This window comes from Geodermatophilus ruber (assembly GCF_900114385.1).
In the GTDB taxonomy this organism is placed as follows: Bacteria; Actinomycetota; Actinomycetes; order Mycobacteriales; family Geodermatophilaceae; genus Geodermatophilus; species Geodermatophilus ruber.
The window spans coordinates 50,067-66,340 of the sequence record NZ_FOSW01000016.1; the positions used below are offsets into that span (position 1 = coordinate 50,067).

Consider the following 16,274-nt stretch of genomic DNA (forward strand, 5'->3'; position numbering starts at 1 on the left):
GGCTGCCTAGGGTCGTCGCGATGGACGGCCGCCCCCCGCTCGAACACCTCGCCGCGTGGTTGCGCGACCACCCGTTCCACGTCGACGTCGCGCTCGCGGCCCTCACCTGCCTCGCGACCGTCGTCCTGCCCGCGGGCAGCTACTGGTCGAACCCGTCCCAGGCGTTCCTCATCGGGTTGCTGCTCACCGTGCCCCTGGCGTGGCGGCGGCGGGCGCCGATCCCGGCCGCCGCCGTCGTCGTGGCCGCCGGGCTGCTCGAGCTCGTCGCCGTCGAGACATTCCTGGCGGCCAACGTCTCGGCGCTGCTCATGATCTACGCGCTGGCCGCCTACGCGCCGCGGTGGGCGGGGCGCGCGGGGCTGGCGATCGGGCTGTTCGGCGCCGTCCTCGCCGCGCTGCGCTTCTTCTCCGCGAACGCCGGCGACGCGCTGATCGTGACGGCGGGCTCGATCGGCGTGGCCGTCGTCGCCGCCTGGGCGCTGGGCGACCTGCGGCGGGCCCGGGGGCTGCGGATGGCCCAGCTGGAGGAGCGGGCGCGGCTGCTGGAGCTGGAGCGCGACCAGGAGATGCGGCTGGCCGCCACCGCGGAGCGGGCCCGCATCGCCCGGGAGATGCACGACGTCGTCGCCCACTCCCTGTCGGTGGTCATCGCCCAGGCCGACGGCGGCCGGTACGCCGGGCGCACCGACCCCGAGGCGGCCACCGGCGCGCTCGAGGCGATCGCGGCCACCGGCCGGCAGGCGCTGGCCGACATGCGCGGCCTGCTCGGCGTGCTGCGCGAGGACGGCGGCGAGGAGTACGCGCCGCAGCCGGACGTCGCCGCGGTCTCCGGGCTGGTCGAGGACGTGCGGACCAGCGGGCTGGACGTCGACCTGCTCGTCGAGGGCGCGCCGCGGGAGCTGCCGGCCGGCCCCCAGCTGGCCGCCTACCGGATCGTCCAGGAGTCGCTGACCAACGTCCTCAAGCACGCCGGGCCGGCCAGCCGCGCCTGGGTCCGGCTGCACTGGCGCCCCGACGCGCTCGAGCTCTCCGTCCTCGACGACGGGCGGGGCGCCTCGGCCGCGATGGTCGAGGCCGACGGCGCCGGCCAGGGCCTGGTCGGCATGCGCGAGCGCGCCCGGCTGCACGGCGGCCGGCTGGACGCCGGTCCCCGCCCGGGCGGTGGTTTCGGCGTGCACGCCGTCCTCCCCTACCCTGCCCGGCGATGACGACAGCGAGCGAGCAACGAGCGAGCGCGGAGTCGGGCAAGGCAGTGGACCGATGAGCGAGCCGATCCGGGTGGCCCTGGTGGACGACCAGCAGATGGTCCGTGCCGGCTTCCGGATGGTCATCGACTCCCAGCCCGACCTGGCCGTGGTCGGCGAGGCGGGCACCGGCGCCGAGGCGGTCGGGGTGCTGGAGCGCGTGCCGGTGGACGTCGTCCTGATGGACATCCGGATGCCGTCGATGGACGGCATCGAGGCGACCCGGCGGGTCACCGCGCTGCCCGACCCGCCGCGGGTGGTCGTGCTGACCACCTTCGACCTCGACGAGTACGTGGTCGCCGCCATCGGTGCCGGCGCCAGCGGCTTCCTGCTCAAGGACGCGCCGCCGGAGGAGATGCTCGCCGCCGTCCGCACGGTGCACGCCGGCGACTCGGTGATCGCGGCCAGCTCCACCCGCCGGCTGCTGCAGCACGTCGCGCCGATGCTGCGCGGCGCCGCGCCGGTGGCCGCCCCCGACGACCGGGCCCTGGTCGAGCTCACCCCGCGCGAACGCGAGGTGCTGGTGCAGATGGCCTACGGCGCGACCAACGCCGAGATCGCCGCGCACTTCGTGGTCAGCGAGGCGACGGTGAAGACCCACGTGGGGCGGGTGCTGGCCAAGACCGGCTCGCGCGACCGGGTGCAGGCCGTCGTCCTGGCCTACCGCACCGGCCTGGTGCAGCCCGCCGACCTGCTCCGCAACGCCCCCGCCTGACCGCGGTCGCCCCTCAGGCCGGGGCGGGCACCGGACTGTCCGACCGGGGGATGACGCCTGGTCAGACCACAGGCTGGCACCACGATCGCCCCGTGCTCCGACGCGACGAGCACCCCCCGACCGGCAGCGTGATCACCGTTCCCGTCCACGCCTTCCGGAGGTCGCCCCGTGTCCGCACCCGTTCCCGTCATGACCGTCCCCGGCGAGCCGCCCTCAGCGGCCGCCGCCGTGCGCGCCACCGGGCTGACGAAGACCTACGGCAGCGGGGAGACCGCCGTGCACGCCCTCGCCGGGGTGGACGTCGCCTTCGCCCGGGGCGCCTTCACCGCGATCATGGGGCCGTCCGGGTCGGGCAAGTCGACGCTCATGCACTGCCTGGCCGGGCTGGACGCCGCGACCGGCGGGCAGGTGTGGCTGGGCGACACCGAGCTGACCCGGCTGCGCGACGACGAGCTGACCCGGCTGCGCCGCGAGCGGATCGGCTTCGTCTTCCAGTCGTTCAACCTGCTGCCGGTGCTCGACGCCCGGGAGAACATCGTGCTGCCGCTGCAGCTGGCCGGCCGCCGTCCCGACTCCGCCTGGTTCGACGCGGTGATCGCCCGGCTGGGTCTGCGCGAGCGGCTGCGGCACCGCCCCTCGGAGCTCTCCGGCGGCCAGCAGCAGCGGGTCGCCGTCGCGCGGGCGCTGCTCCCCCGGCCCGACGTCGTCTTCGCCGACGAGCCCACCGGCAACCTCGACTCCCGGGCCGGTGCGGAGGTGCTCGACCTGCTCCGCAGCAGCGTGCGCGAGACGGGCCAGACCGTCGTGATGGTCACCCACGACCCGATCGCGGCGGCCTACGCCGACCGGGTCGTGCTGCTCGCCGACGGCCGGCTGGCCGGCGAGATCGAGCACCCCACCGCCGACTCCGTCGTCTCCGCGCTGCGCGGGCTGGGCGCCTGAGGTGCGCTCGGTCGTCCTGGCCCAGATCCGCACGCACGCCGCGCGGCTGGTCGCCTCCTGCCTGGCCGTCGTGCTCGCCGTCGCGTTCGTGGTGGCCACGCTCGTCCTCAACCAGACCACCCGCGACACCGTCCTGACCGCGGCGGGCGCCCAGTACCTCGGCGCCGACGTGGTGATCAGCACCGAGGACGGTTCCTCGCTGGCCGACGACGTCGAGACGCTGCGCACCGTGGAGGGCGTGCGCGCGATCGCCCCGGAGTGGGAGGTGGCGGTGCAGGCGGTGGTCCCCGGCCGCACCGGCAGCCAGTACCTCGACGTCTCCGCGGTGGCGGCCGACCCCACGCTGCGCTGGCAGCAGCTGGCCGACGGCGCACTGCCCGACCGGCCCGGGGAGGTCGCGGTCAGCGAGCGGGTCGGCGCCGCGGTGGGCGATGAGCTGACCGCGGTCTCGGTCGCCGCCGACGGCACCGAGTCCACCACCACGGTCACCGTGACCGGCGTCGTCGACCTGGGCGGCGATCCGGGTGCCGGGCTGTACGGCCGGGCCTACGTCGTGCCCGAGCAGGCGCAGGCCTGGGGGGCGGTCGATCCCACCGAGGTGCGGGTCGCCGGCTGGCCCCGCGCCGACGAGCAGCTGCTGGCCGCCGCGGTCCGCGACGCGCTGGACGGGCGGCTGACCGTGCGCACCGGCACCGAGCAGGCCGAGGAGCGCGCGGCGAGCATGCTCGGGAACTCCTTCGCGCTCACTGCCATCCTGCTGGTCTTCGGCACCGTCGCGGTGGTCGTCGCCGGGCTGGTCATCGCCAACACCTTCGCCGTCCTGCTCGCCCAGCGGACCCGCGAGCTGGCGCTGCTGCGCTGCGTCGGTGCCACCGGCCGGCAGGTGCGCCGCAGCGTGCTGGGCGAGGCCGCGCTCACCGGCCTGGCCGCCTCCGCGCTGGGCGTCGGCGCCGGCATCGGGCTGGCCGCGGCGGTCTCGGCGCTGGCCGAGGGCGTCGAGTCGCCGGTGCCGCTGTCCGGGCTGGCGGTCCCGCTCCTCGCCGTCGTCGCCGGGCTCGCGGTCGGCACGCTGACCACGCTGCTCGCCGCGTTCGCCCCCGCCCGGGCGGCGACCCGGGTGGCGCCGCTGGCCGCGCTGCGCCCCACCGGCCCGGCGCCGCTGCGCTCCCGGGCGGGGCTGCTGCGGCTGCTGCTCGGCCTGCTGCTGCTCCTGCCCGGTGCGGGCCTGCTCGCCCTCGGCGTGCTGATGTCCGACGTGTTCGTCGCCCTGCCCGGCGGCGTGGCCAGCTTCCTCGGCGTGGTGCTGCTCGCCCAGCGGGCAGTGCCGCCGGTGGTGCGGGCGGCCGGCGGGCTGGTCACCCGGATCGGCGGGGTGCCCGCCCGGCTGGCCGCGGGCAACGCCACCCGCAACCCCCGGCGCACGGCGGCCACCGCCACCGCGCTGCTCATCGGGGTCACGCTCACCACCGCGATGGTGGTGGGCACCGCGTCGACCCGGGCCACCGCGACCGCCGGGCTGGCCGCCGCCTACCCCGCCGACGTCGTCGTCGAGAGCCTGTCCGGGGAGCTGCCCGGGACACTGCTCGGCCGGCTGCAGGCGGTGGAGGGTGTCGCCCAGGGTGCCGCGCTGCCGACGGCGCTCCTCACCGGTCCCGACGGGCAGGAGTGGGCGGCCTACGGGGTCGACGTGTCGACCGCCGTGCCGGTGCTGCGCTCGACCGCCGACACCCCGCTGCCCGACGCCGGTGAGGTGCTGCTGCCGGAGTGGATGGCCGATTCCTGGGCGGTGACCGACGGGTCCCCCCTGGAGCTGACCGGACCCGGCGGCGGGTTGTCGCTGCGCGCCCAGGTGATCGCCGAGGGCCCGCTGCTGCTGACCGCCGCCGAGCTGACCGCGCTGGTCCCCGACGCGACGGTCGGCCAGTTGTGGCTGCGCCTGGACGACGCCGGGGACCCGGCCGCGGTGGTCGACGCGGTCACCGCCACGGTCGGCACCGCGGTCACCGACGCGCAGGTCACGGGGGTGGTCAGCCTGCGCGAGCAGATGAACGAGGTGCTCGACATGCTGCTGCTGGTGGTCACCGGCCTGCTCGGGGTCGCGGTGGTCATCGCCCTGATCGGCGTCGGCAACACCCTGGCGCTGTCGGTCGTCGAGCGGCGACAGGAGAACGGCCTGCTGCGGGCGCTCGGGCTGACCCGGCGGCAGCTGCGCGGGCTGCTGGCGTGGGAGGCGGTCCTGGTGTCCGGGGTGGCCGCGGTGCTGGGCGTCGTCCTCGGCGGGATCTACGGGCTGACCGGGACGGCGTCGGCGCTCGGCATGACCGGCGGGGTCGTGGTGACCGTGCCGTGGCTGCAGGTGGCGGTGATCGTCGCCGTCGCCACGGTGGCGGGGCTGCTGGCTTCGGTGCTGCCGGCCCGCCGCGCCGCCCGCACCTCGCCGGTCGCCGCCATCGCGAGCTGAGCGGAGTGGATCCGTGCGCGTCACGCCCACGGATCCACTCCGCTCAGCGGCCGCGCGGGGCGGCCCGCCGGGTCGCGGGGGCGGTCGCCGGGTCCTCCGGCCAGGGGTGGCGCGGGTAGCGGCCGCGCAGCTCGCTGCGGACGGCGGGATAGCCGGTGCCCCAGAAGCCGGCCAGGTCCGAGGTGGTCGCCACGACCCGGTTCGCCGGTGAGAGCAGCTGCAACCGGAGGGTGCGGCCGGCCACGGGAGGTGCGGCCGCCCAGCCGAAGACCTCCTGCAGCCGGACCGACAGCGTGGGCACCTCCGGATCGGAGTAGTCCACCCGGATGCGCGACCCGGTCGGCACCTCGACCCGCTCGGGCACCAGCTCGTCGAGCCGGCCGGCCAGCTGCCAGGGCACCAGCGAGCGCAGCGCCGCGACCACGTCGATCCGGTCCAGATCGGCCCGGCTGCGGGCGACGGCGAGGGCGGGGCCGGTGGTGAGGGCCTCCCGCAGGGCGTCCTCGTCCACCGCGGGCCACGGCTCCCCGAGCCCGGCGTGCGCGGCGGCCAGGCGCTCGCGCAGCGCCCGGGCGGCGGGGGTCCAGCGCAGCAGCGCCGGCCCCTCGCGGCGGAGTCCCTCGGCGAGCGCGGCGGCCACCGCGGCGGGGTCCGGGTCCGGCAACGGGCGCTCGGCCAGCACGATCGCGCCGAGCCGCTCGACGCGGGCGGACACCAGGTCGCCGTCCCGCCAGCCCACCTCGGGCCCCTCGGTGGGCCCGCCGACCTCCCGGGCGGTCGCCTCGTCCACCGCTACCGCCTGGCGCACCCGCGCGTCGCGCCGCCCCGGAGCCCGGTCGGCCGCGGCCACCGCCAGCCAGGCCGCACCGCCCAGCGCGGTACCGGGTGCCAGCTCCGCGCCGGTCCCCGCCGCCAGCAGATAGGTGCGCTCGGTGCCGGGGCGCCGGCGGGCCAGCCACTCGGGGTGGGCCAGCCCGACCACCAGGCCGGCGGCGACGTCGTCGGGCAGGTCGGCGTCCGGTGCCGGTGGGGCCGCGCGGGCGAGCCGGCCGGCCTCCTCACGCCAGCGGGCGGCCGCCCCGCTACGGCTTCCGCGCAGCGTGCGCCAGTCGGCGACCAGGTCGTCGGAGCCGGCCGGGAGGTCGGCCGAGAGCAGCGCCACGACCTCGGCCGCGCGCCGCCGGCCCACCCGCGGGGCCCCGTCCAGCAGCGCCCGCGCCAGGCGGGGGTGCGCGCCGACGGCGGTGAGCGACCGGCCGCGGGCGGTGACCCGGCCGCTCCCGTCCACCGCACCGAGCCCGGCCAGCGCGGCCCGCGCGACGGAGAAGGCGGCGGCCGGCGGCGGGTCGGGCAGCGCCAGGCCCCGGCCGTCCGGAGCGCCCCAGCAGGCCAGCTCCAGGGCCAGGCCGGTGAGGTCGGCGACCGCGATCTCCGGCTCCGGGGCGGCCGGCAGGCGGGCGTGCTCGGCCTCCGACCACAGCCGGTACACCCGGCCCGGTCCCTCGCGCCCGGCCCGCCCCGCGCGCTGGACGGCGGAGGACCGCGACACCCGGACCGTGACCAGCGTCCCCAGCCCCCGGGACACGTCGAACCGCGGCACGCGGGCCAGCCCCGCGTCGACGACGGTCCGCACCCCGGGCACGGTCAGGCTGCTCTCGGCCACGTCGGTGGCGAGCACCACCCGCCGGCGGGGGCTGGGGACGAGTGCCGCGTCCTGCTCGGCGGCGGGCAGCCGGCCGTGCAGCGGCCGGACGTCGGCGTCCACCCCGGCGAGCCGGCTCCCGACCCCGGCGATCTCCGCGGCGCCGGGGAGGAAGACCAGCACGTCGCCGGAGGTCTCGGCCAGGGCCCGGCGGGTGGTCGCCGCGACGGCGTCGAGCAGCCGCGGGTCGACCCGGCCGCCGTGCGGCGGTGCCACGGGGGGCTCGGGCGGGCACCACACCGGCTCGACGTCGTGCAGGGTGCCGCTCGCCTCGACCACCGGCGCCGGGGCGGCTGCGCCGAGCAGCCGGGCCAGCCGGCCGGCCTGCGCGGTGGCCGACATCGCGAGCAGCGCCAGCTCCGGGCGCAGCGCGGCGCGGACGTCGAGGACGAACGCCAGCGCCAGATCCGTGTCCAGGTGCCGCTCGTGGCACTCGTCGAGGACGACGGCAGCCACCCCGGGAAGCTCCGGATCGGCCTGCAGGCGCCGCACCAGCAGCCCGGTGGTGACGACCTCGACCCGGGTGTCCTCGCTGCGCCGGCTGTCCCCGCGGACGCTGTAGCCGACCGAACGGCCGACCGGCTCGCCGAGCAGCGCGGCCATCCGGCGGGCGGCGGCGCGGGTGGCCACCCGGCGCGGTTCGGCCACCAGCACCCGCCCCGGGAGCTGCCCGGCCAGCGCCAGCGGGACCAGGGTGGTCTTGCCGGTGCCGGGCGGCGCGACCAGCACCGCGCTGCCCGCACCGGCCAGCGCGGCGGCCACGGCCGGGAGCACGGCCCGGACGGGGAGGTCGGTTCCCGGCGTCCCCGGCGGTGGCAGCACGCCGCCAGTCTCCCGGAGCCGCTGACCGGAGTGGATCCGTGCGCGTCACGCCCACGGATCCACTCCGGTCAGCGGAAGAACTTGTCGGGCGTGAGCGGCAGGTCGCGGATGCGCCGCCCGGTCGCGTGCCAGTAGCCGTTGGCCACGGCTGCCGCGGCGCCCACGATGCCGATCTCCCCGATCCCCTTCAGGCCGAGCTCGTTGACCCAGGGGTCCTCCTCGTCGAGCCAGGAGATGTCGATCTCCCCGACGTCGGCATTGGTGGCGATGTGGTACCCGGCCAGGTCGTGGTTGACGAAGTGCCCGAAGTGCTCGTCCTGCAGCGACTCCTCGTGCAGCGCCATCGACAGCCCCATGCAGAAGCCGCCGAGGAACTGCGAACGGGCGGTCGTGGCGTTGGCGATCGTGCCGGCCGCGTAGACGCTGGTCGCCCGGGGCACCCGCACCTCTCCGGTGTCGGCGTCGACACGGACCTCCACGAAGTGCGCGCCGAAGGAGTGCATCGAGTACTGCTCGGCGTGCGGTGAGGGGCCGGGCACCCCGCCGTCCACGGTCAGCCCGTCGGGCGGGGGCTGACCGCCGAGGGATTCCAGCCGAGCGCGCAGCTGCCGCGCGGTCAGCACGACCGCCGACCCCCACGAGGCCAGCCCGGTCGAGCCGCCCGCGCCGCCGGCGAAGGGCAGCCGGCTGTCGCCGATCCGCAGCTCGACCTCGCCCAGGCCCACGTGCAGCGCGTCGGCGGCGATCTGGGTCAGCGCCGTCCACGTGCCGGTGCCGATGTCGGAGCCGTCGATCTCGACGAGGTACCGGCCGCGCCCGTCCACCGAGATCCGGCAGTCGGCCTTGCGCCGCCGGCTCGGGTAGGTGGCCGCGGCGACGCCGGTGCCGACCAGCCACCGCCCGTCGGTGCGCACCCCCGGGCGGAGGTCCCGCCCGGCCCAGCCGAAGCGCTCGGCCCCGGTGCGCAGGCACTCGACCAGGCTGCGGGAGGACCAGGGGACGTCGCGCTCCGGGTCGCGCGGCGGCTCGTTGCGGATGCGCAGCTCCACCGGGTCGATGCCCAGGGTGTGCGCGAGCTCGTCCATCGCCGACTCGAGCGCGAACATGCCCGGCGTCTCCCCCGGCGCCCGCATGATCGTCGGCGGGGGCACGTCGAGGCGGGCCAGCCGGTGCGTCGTCCGCCGGTGCGGGGCGGCGTACATGACCCGGGTCGCGGTGGCCGTCTGCTCGGCGAACTCGGCGATCCGCGCGGTGTGCTCGACGACCTCGTGGCTGATCGCGGTCAGCCGGCCCTCGGAATCGGCGCCCAGCCGCACCCGCTGGATGGTCGGTGTCCGGTGCCCGACCAGGCTGAACATCTGCTGCCGGGTGAGCTCGAGGACGACGGTGCGGCCGACCACCCGCGCCGCCATCGCGGCCAGGATCTGGTGCGGGTGCGCGAACGCCTTGGACCCGAAGCCGCCGCCGACGTACGGCGAGATCACCCGCACCTGCCCGGCGGTGAGGCCGAAGGCCGTCATCAGGTCCCGCTGGATGGTGTGCGGGCCCTGGTTGGCGTCCCAGAGGGTGAGCGAGTCGCCGTCCCAGCGGGCCATCGAGGTGTGCATCTCGATGGGGTTGTTGTGCTGCGCCGGTGTCTCGTAGGTGGCGTCGACGGTGACCGCTGCGGTGGACAGCGCCCCGTCGACGTCGCCGATCACCGAGTCGGTCGCGAAGCCGGCCATGACCTGCGCCGGGGCGTAGAGGTCGGGCCGGTCGGCACGCAGCGTCACGTCCGGCTCCTCGGCGGCGTACTCGACCCGCACGCCCCCGACCGCCGCCCGCGCGATCTCGGAGGTCTCGGCGACCACCGCCGCGACGACCTGCCCCTGGTAGTGCACGTCGAGGGACTGCAGCACCGGCAGGTCCGCGGTCAGCTCGCCGGAGAGCCGGGGGGCGTTGGCGGGGGTGAGGACGGCGAGCACCCCGGGCGTCGCCTCGGCGGCCGAGGGGTCCAGGCGGGTGATCCGGCCGCGGTTGATGGTGCTCTGCACCAGCGCGAGGTGGGTGATCGGCTCGCCGGGGTCCTGCTCGAAGGCGTAGGGCGCGCTGCCGCGGACCTTCGCCGGGCCGTCGATGCGCTCGATGCCGGCACCGAGGACGCGGTCGATCGTGGTCATCGGGTCCCTCCGGACAGGTCGAGCAGGGTGCGGACGACGACGTTGCGGGCCAGCGGCACCTTGAAGCCGTTGTCCCGCAACGGGGTGGCCGCGGCGAGCTCGGCGCCGGCGGCCGCGGCGAACGCCTCCTCGGTGGCCGGCCGGCCGAGCAGCGTCTCCTCGGCGGCGCGCGCCCGCCACGGCGTGTGCGCCACGCCCCCGAGGGCCAGGCGCACGTCGGCGACGACGCCGTCCTCGACCCGCAGCGCGGCGGCGACGCTGACCAGCGCGAAGGCGTAGGAGGCGCGCTCGCGCACCTTGCGGTAGCGCGAGGGCAGGTCCAGCGGGGGGAGGTCCACCGCGGTGATCAGCTCGCCGTGGCGCAGCGTGGTGTCCCGGGAGGGGTCGTTCCCGGGCAGCCGGTGCAGCTCGCCGATCGGGAGGCTCCGCTCGCCGTCGGGGCCGAGCACCCGCACGACCGCGTCGAGCGCGACCAGCGCCACCGCCATGTCCGACGGGTGGGTGGCCACGCACGCACCGGGCCCCTCGAAGGTCTGCCCGAGGATCGCGTGGTTGCGGTGCACGCCGTGCAGTGCGCCGCAGCCGCTGCCGGGGCTGCGCTTGTTGCACGGCCGGGTGACGTCGGTGAAGTAGCCGCAGCGGGTGCGCTGGAGCAGGTTGCCGCCGGTGGTGGCCCGGTTGCGCAGCTGCCCGGAGGCACCGGCCAGCAGCGCCTGCGCGAGCACCGGGTAGCGCTCGCGCACCCGCCGGTCGGCGGCGAGGTCGGCGTTCGGGACGCCGGCGCCGATGCGCAGGCCGCCGTCGGGCAGGTCGCTCACCTCGGCCGAGGTGAGCTCGCGGACGTCGACGAGGACGTCGGGCGTGGCGACGCCGAGCTTCATGAGGTCGACGAGGTTGGTGCCGCCGCCGAGGAAGGCGCCGCCGGGTTCCCGGGCCAGCAGGGCGACCGCCGCCGCGGGGTCGGGGCTGCGCTCGTAGCGGAACTCCTTCACCGCCGCACCCCCTCGGCGGCGGCCACGTCGGCCACCGCCGGGACGATGTGGGCGTAGGCGGCGCAGCGGCAGAGGTTGCCGCTCATCCGCTCGCGGATCTCCGTGTCGGTCAGCTCCACCGCGGCCGTCAGGTCCGCGGTCACCGCGCTGGGCCAGCCGGCGCGGGCCTCCTCCAGCACGCCGGCGGCCGAGCAGATCTGGCCGGGGGTGCAGTAGCCGCACTGGAAGGCGTCGCGCCGGACGAAGGAGCGGTGCAGAGGGTGCGGCTGCCCGTCGGTGGCCAGCCCGTTCGACGTCGTCACCTCGGCATCCCCGACGGTGACGGCCAGGACGAGGCAGCTGTTCACCCGGCGGCCGTCCAGCAGCACGGTGCAGGCACCGCACTGGCCGTGGTCGCAGCCCTTCTTGGGGCTGGTGTTCCGCAGCCGTTCGCGGAGCGCGTCGAGCAGGGTCGTGCGGGTGTCGACGGTCAGCGGGTGCGCCGCCCCGTCCACGCGCAGCGTGATCTCGGTGTCCACACCGGCGCTCCTGCCCGCACGCCCGGGGAGGAAAACGGTCGGGCGACGCCGGCAGTGCTCGCACGGGGCCGCGGCGCTCCTAGGGTCACGTATGACCGTCTACTCCGCTGCGCCGGTCCGCCCGTCCGGGAGTCGCTCCGCGCGCACCGCCGACAGCCGGCTGCTGATCCTCGACGCGACGGTGACGTGTCTGGTCGAGGACGGCTACGCCGGCGCCTCGACCCTCGCCGTCCAGGCCCGCGCCGGGGTGTCCCGCGGGCGGCTGCTGCACCACTTCCCGTCTCGCGCCCAGCTGCTGGTCGCCGCCGCGGGGCACCTGTCGAGCACCGTGCTGGCCGCGGTCCGGGAACGCGCCGCCGCACTCATGGCCGACCAGCCGGCCGGCCGGGAGCGGGTGGACCGCGCGATCGAACTCATGTGGGCGACGTTCCAGGAGCCGCCGTTCTGGGCGGCGATGGAGCTGTGGACGGCGGCCCGCACCGATCCCGGGCTGCGCACGGCGCTGCGGGCCGAGGAGCGGCGGCTGCGGGCCGCGATCTACGGAGTGGCGGACGAGATCTGGGGTCCGGAGCTCGCCGCCGCCGAGCGCTACCCCGAGGTCTGCGAACTGCTGTTCACCAGCATGCGCGGGGTCGCGATCGTCCACGCCTTCGAGGACCGGCCGGCCACGACCGATCCGCACCTGGCGCTGTGGAAGCGGCTCGCCGAGCGGATGCTGTCCGCGCCAGGAGCGGGGTGACACGGCCGGGGCGCGACTGCCCGCGCCCCGCCGGTCGGGTTTCCCCTCGGATCGACACCGTCGGGCAGCAGGAGTGAGATGGAGAAGGCGGTGCCGGCCGTTCGGGCCGCCGCACCACCGACGATCCCGCCGAGACGTCCTGGCGGGGCACCCCTCGGCCGGCCCTGCCGGCCCGAGCTCCTGGGGCCTCGATGCGCCTGTCCCGCCTCATGCACGCCCTCCGGACCAGCATCTGGCCGATCCCGCTGCTGTGCCTGATCGCCGGCATCCTGATCGTTCTCGGCACGCTCCGGCTCGACCGTCGCTCGGGCTACACGCTGATCCCGCAGGCATTCACCGGCACGCCCACCGACGCGCAGACCATCCTGTCCACGTTCGCCACCGCGACCGCGACGCTGACCACCCTCGTGCTCACGATGACGCTGGTCGCCATCCAACTCGCGATGGGCCAGTTCTCCCCCCGGATCGTGGCCGCCCTCCTCACCGACCGGGCCAACCAGGTGGCCATCGGCCTGTTCGGGGCCACCTTCGTGGTGTCCGTGATGGTCCTGCGCGAGATCCGGGACACCGATCCGGCAGCCGTTCCGGGGCTGTCGATGCTGCTGGCGTACGCGCTCATGCTGGCCAGCGTCGTGACGCTCGTCCTCTTCGTCCATCACGCGGGTCAGGAGCTGCGGGCAGCCGGCCTCATCGACCTGGTCGGCGACCGCACCCGCCGGCACATCACCTCCGCCGACCCGCCTGACTTCGCCCCGCCCGCCGACCCGGACGTCATCCCCGCTCCGGCGCCGGGCAACGTCTACCGGGTCGACCGCCGCCGCCTCGTCGCCGCCGCCCGTCGCGCCGACTGCGTCCTCGAACTCGTTCCCGTCATGGGCGACTACGTCGTCGGCGGCGCACCGCTGTTCCGGGTGCACCGGGCGCCCGGGGCCGGCACCGGTGACGGCCGCCCCGGCGGCGGCCGGATCCGGCCCGAGGAGATCACCCGCCTGGTGCTGGTGGCCGACGAACGGGTGCACATCGAAGACCTCGCGTACGGATTCCGGAAGCTGGTCGACATCGCCGAGCGGTCGATCGCCCAGCCCTTCAACGATCCGACGACGACCCTGCAGGCACTGCACCGGCTGCACGACCTGCTGCGCCTGCTCGCGGTCCGCCCGTTGCCCCCCGGCGAGCACCGGGACGCGGACGGCGTGGTCCGGCTGGTCCAGCGCACGATGACCTGGGACGGCTACGTCCGGCTCGCCTTCGACGAGATCCGGCTGGCCGGCGCACCCTCGCCGCAGGTGACCCGGCGCCTGTCGGCCGCGCTCCACGACCTCAAGACCGTGGTGCCCCCCGAGCGGCAGGCGCCGCTCGACCGGCAGCTCCGCCTGCTCGCCGACGGCGTGCACCGGGCCCACGGGAACGAGGAGGATGCGGCCGCCGCGCTCGTCCCCGACACCGAGGGGATCGGGTCCGGGCCCGACGTCACCACGGCCATCCGCCTGGACGGGAGCAGGGTGGGCCCCGGCGCCCGGCCCGACGCCCGCGTCCAGGCCTGACGCCGCTCAGCCGCTCCAGACCTCGGCGACCTGCTCGGCGACGGCGCCTGCCTCGGCGCGCCCGGCCCGCGCCGCGCCCGCCCGGGCGGCCGGGTCGAGCACGTTGCGGCCGATCGCCTGCCTGCTCCCGGCGTCGGGGGCCACGACCGCCACCCGCGCGACCATGCCGGTCACCTGCGCGTCGACGCTGGCCATCGGCCCGACACCGCGCGGGATGGGCGCGAGGACGACGACCCGCGCGCAGCCCTCGGCGAGGTCGGCGTTGGCCGTCGAGCGCATGCCGCCGTCGACGTAGCGGCGCCCCTCGATGGTGATCGGCGGGTAGATCCCGGGGACGGCGCAGCTGGCCGCGACCGCCTGCAGCAGCGGAACTCCGGAGGAGCGGTCCAGGGGCCGGAACTCGCCGGTCGCCGCATCGACGGCGGTGACGACGAGGGCCCGGTCGGGCGACCCCGGCCTCGGCCAGGCCGGCGAGGACCCCGATCTCCCACGCGATGCCGGTGATGCCCCCGCCACCGAGGACGAGGGCGGCACGCTGGCCGCTCATGCCCGCATCCTCACCCACCGTGCACCCTCGACAGCAAATGTGACGTGCGCCACGCTGAGGGCTCTCTCCGGAGAGGACCCGCATGACCGCGACGCAGGCCGGCCCGACCCCGACGACGCGCAGCTGGCCGCCCGGGCTGCCGCGCTCGCTGGACTACCCGGCGGTCCCGGTCGGCTCGATCCTGCGGGCGGCGGTGCGCCGGTGGGGCGACCGGCCGGCGTTCGTCCAGCACGAGGTGCCGCTGAGCTTCACCGAGCTGGGGCGGCGGGCGCACGCGGTCGCGAACTGGCTGGCCGACCACGGCATCGGCCGCGGTGACGTCGTCGCCGTCCACCTGCCCAACCTCCGCCAGTACCCGGCCGTCTACTACGGGATCCTGCTCGCCGGCGCCACCTTCTCCCCCACCAACCCGCTGCTGCCCCCGGCCGACCTCGCCGCCCAGCTCACCGACGCCGGCGCGAAGGTGGTCGTCACGCTGGACCTGGTGCTGCCCGCCGTCCGCGCGTTGCGCGCCGGCACCCCGGTGGAGACGGTGATCGTCACCGGCGACGCGCACGCCCACGACCTCGCCGCCCGGCTGGAGCTCGCCGGGGACGAGGTCGACCTCGCCGACCTGCTGGGCGGCGACCCCACCGACCGGCACCTCGACGCCGGTCTGGACCCGGCGATCGATCTCGCGCACCTGGCCTACACCGGGGGCACGACCGGCGTCAGCAAGGGGGTGGAGCTGCCGCACCGCAGCGTGGTCACCAACGTGCTGCAGTCGGCGTGCTGGACGTCGGGGTCGGTGCCCGCGCGTGACGAGGCCGGCGACGTGACCCTCCGCCAGGTCTGCGGCCCCGAGGAGTACCCCGTGCGCCTCGGCGAGGGCCGGCTCATCAACCTGACCCCGTGGTTCCACGCCATGGGGGCGATCGGCTACCTCAACGGCATGGTCATCGGCGGAACGACCACGATCGTGCACCCCCGCTTCGACCCGGTGGTGTACGTCGGGGACGCCGTCCGGTACGAGGTCACCAGCATCGGCGGCGCCCCGCCGGTGTTCGTGGCGCTGCTGCAGGTGCCCGGGATCGCCGACGCCGACCTGTCGCACGTCCGCGGGGTGTCCAGCGGCGCCGCGCCGCTGCCGGTACCGCTCATCGAGCGGCTTCGGCAGCTGCTGCCGGACGCGGTGATCGGCGAGGGCTACGGCCTGACCGAGGTGACCATGCAGGCGACCGGCAACCCGTCGTTCCGCTCCGGCACCCGCAAACCGGGCAGCGTCGGCGTGCCGGTCTTCGACACCGAGATCAGCATCCGGCCGCTCGGCGGCGGGACGCCGCTGCCGCCGGGGCAGCGGGGCGAGGTGTGCATCCGCGGCCCCCAGGTGATGCGCGGCTACGCGCACCGGCCCGCGGCCACCGCGGAGGCGATCGACGCCGACGGCTGGTTCCACACCGGCGACGTGGGGGTGCTCGACGCGGACGGCTACCTGTCGATCGTCGACCGCACCAAGGACATGCTGCTCTACAAGGGCTACAACGTCTTCCCGCGCGAGCTGGAGGAGATCCTGTTCGGCGTGCCCGGGGTGGCCGGGGCCGCCGTGGTCGGCCGGCCCGACGAGGAGGCCGGGGAGCTGCCGGTCGCCTACGTGGTCCGCCGGGACGACGACGCCGGCGCGGCGCTGACCGCCGAGTTCGTCATGGCCGCGGTGAACGACCGGGTGACGCCCTACAAGCGGCTGCGCGACGTCGTGTTCATCGAGGCGATCCCGGTGTCCGCGGCGGGCAAGGTGCTCAAGCGCGAGCTCGCCGCCCGGGAGCGGGCTGCCGCCTCCGCGGGCTGACCACCCACCCGCTCACCCGGACGGGTGCGGCGGTCACGCATGCGCGCTACGGGCTCACTATCGT

General features: G+C 76.4%; 12 protein-coding genes. 7 read left to right on the plus strand and 5 right to left on the minus strand.

All coding sequences use genetic code 11. The features are described 5' to 3' along the window. Positions 1 to 20: 20 nt before the first annotated feature. From BMZ50_RS20570 to BMZ50_RS20585, 4 genes are all read left to right on the plus strand, one after another. The gene (locus BMZ50_RS20570; RefSeq protein WP_091328978.1) at positions 21 to 1,208 is read left to right on the plus strand and encodes a sensor histidine kinase; all 1,188 of its coding nucleotides are present in this window, start codon (positions 21 to 23) and stop codon (positions 1,206 to 1,208) included. 52 nt (positions 1,209 to 1,260) lie between these two features. After that, positions 1,261 to 1,959, plus strand: a complete 699-nt coding sequence (locus BMZ50_RS20575) for a response regulator (protein WP_091328981.1) — start codon at positions 1,261 to 1,263, stop codon at positions 1,957 to 1,959. 168 nt (positions 1,960 to 2,127) lie between these two features. Then, positions 2,128 to 2,901, plus strand: a complete 774-nt coding sequence (locus tag BMZ50_RS20580) for an ABC transporter ATP-binding protein (RefSeq protein WP_245753772.1) — start codon at positions 2,128 to 2,130, stop codon at positions 2,899 to 2,901. Position 2,902: 1 nt separating this feature from the next. After that, on the plus strand, positions 2,903 to 5,362 hold the full coding sequence (locus tag BMZ50_RS20585; protein WP_091328985.1) for an ABC transporter permease: 2,460 nt from the start codon (positions 2,903 to 2,905) through the stop codon (positions 5,360 to 5,362). Positions 5,363 to 5,405: 43 nt separating this feature from the next. On the opposite strand, the gene hrpB is transcribed toward BMZ50_RS20585, so the two are convergent. From hrpB to BMZ50_RS20605, 4 genes are all read right to left on the minus strand, one after another. After that, positions 5,406 to 7,886 carry an ATP-dependent helicase HrpB gene (gene hrpB, locus BMZ50_RS20590; RefSeq protein ID WP_091328988.1) on the minus strand — a complete coding sequence of 827 codons (2,481 nt, stop codon included), beginning with the start codon at positions 7,884 to 7,886 and terminating at the stop codon, positions 5,406 to 5,408. Between the two features lie 68 nt (positions 7,887 to 7,954). Beyond that, positions 7,955 to 10,045: a xanthine dehydrogenase family protein molybdopterin-binding subunit gene (locus BMZ50_RS20595; protein ID WP_091328991.1), complete on the minus strand. Its 2,091-nt coding sequence runs from the start codon at positions 10,043 to 10,045 to the stop codon at positions 7,955 to 7,957. Further along, positions 10,042 to 11,037 carry an FAD binding domain-containing protein gene (locus BMZ50_RS20600; RefSeq protein ID WP_091328993.1) on the minus strand — a complete coding sequence of 332 codons (996 nt, stop codon included), beginning with the start codon at positions 11,035 to 11,037 and terminating at the stop codon, positions 10,042 to 10,044. Before BMZ50_RS20600 ends, BMZ50_RS20595 begins: the two co-directional genes overlap by 4 nt. After that, positions 11,034 to 11,555, minus strand: a complete 522-nt coding sequence (locus tag BMZ50_RS20605; RefSeq protein ID WP_091328995.1) for a 2Fe-2S iron-sulfur cluster-binding protein — start codon at positions 11,553 to 11,555, stop codon at positions 11,034 to 11,036. Before BMZ50_RS20605 ends, BMZ50_RS20600 begins: the two co-directional genes overlap by 4 nt. A gap of 91 nt (positions 11,556 to 11,646) precedes the next feature. On the opposite strand from BMZ50_RS20605, the gene BMZ50_RS20610 reads away from it, so the two are divergent. Together BMZ50_RS20610 and BMZ50_RS20615 are read left to right on the plus strand one after the other, a co-directional pair. Next, positions 11,647 to 12,294 (plus strand): TetR/AcrR family transcriptional regulator, encoded by a 648-nt coding sequence (locus BMZ50_RS20610; protein WP_091328999.1) that lies wholly within the window; start codon positions 11,647 to 11,649, stop codon positions 12,292 to 12,294. 191 nt (positions 12,295 to 12,485) lie between these two features. Further along, positions 12,486 to 13,838, plus strand: coding sequence for a DUF2254 domain-containing protein (locus BMZ50_RS20615; RefSeq protein WP_091329001.1), 1,353 nt, complete (start codon positions 12,486 to 12,488; stop codon positions 13,836 to 13,838). A gap of 6 nt (positions 13,839 to 13,844) precedes the next feature. Here the strand turns inward: BMZ50_RS20615 and BMZ50_RS20620 are convergent, their stop codons facing one another. Next, the gene (locus BMZ50_RS20620; RefSeq protein WP_245753773.1) at positions 13,845 to 14,372 is read right to left on the minus strand and encodes a patatin-like phospholipase family protein; all 528 of its coding nucleotides are present in this window, start codon (positions 14,370 to 14,372) and stop codon (positions 13,845 to 13,847) included. 95 nt (positions 14,373 to 14,467) lie between these two features. Between BMZ50_RS20620 and BMZ50_RS20625 the strand changes: the two genes are divergently transcribed. Beyond that, complete coding sequence (locus tag BMZ50_RS20625) at positions 14,468 to 16,210, plus strand: class I adenylate-forming enzyme family protein (RefSeq protein ID WP_091329002.1); 1,743 nt, start codon at positions 14,468 to 14,470, stop codon at positions 16,208 to 16,210. The last annotated feature ends 64 nt before the right edge of the window (positions 16,211 to 16,274 follow it).

Excerpts from the sequence above, each read along its gene's own strand:
- BMZ50_RS20570 (WP_091328978.1), top strand. The coding sequence starts at position 21 with ATGGACGGCCGCCCCCCGCTCGAACACCTCGCCGCGTGGTTGCGCGAC.
- BMZ50_RS20575 (WP_091328981.1), top strand. The coding sequence starts at position 1,261 with ATGAGCGAGCCGATCCGGGTGGCCCTGGTGGACGACCAGCAGATGGTC.
- BMZ50_RS20595 (WP_091328991.1), bottom strand. The coding sequence starts at position 10,045 with ATGACCACGATCGACCGCGTCCTCGGTGCCGGCATCGAGCGCATCGAC.
- BMZ50_RS20610 (WP_091328999.1), top strand. The coding sequence starts at position 11,647 with ATGACCGTCTACTCCGCTGCGCCGGTCCGCCCGTCCGGGAGTCGCTCC.
- BMZ50_RS20615 (WP_091329001.1), top strand. The coding sequence starts at position 12,486 with ATGCGCCTGTCCCGCCTCATGCACGCCCTCCGGACCAGCATCTGGCCG.
- BMZ50_RS20625 (WP_091329002.1), top strand. The coding sequence starts at position 14,468 with ATGACCGCGACGCAGGCCGGCCCGACCCCGACGACGCGCAGCTGGCCG.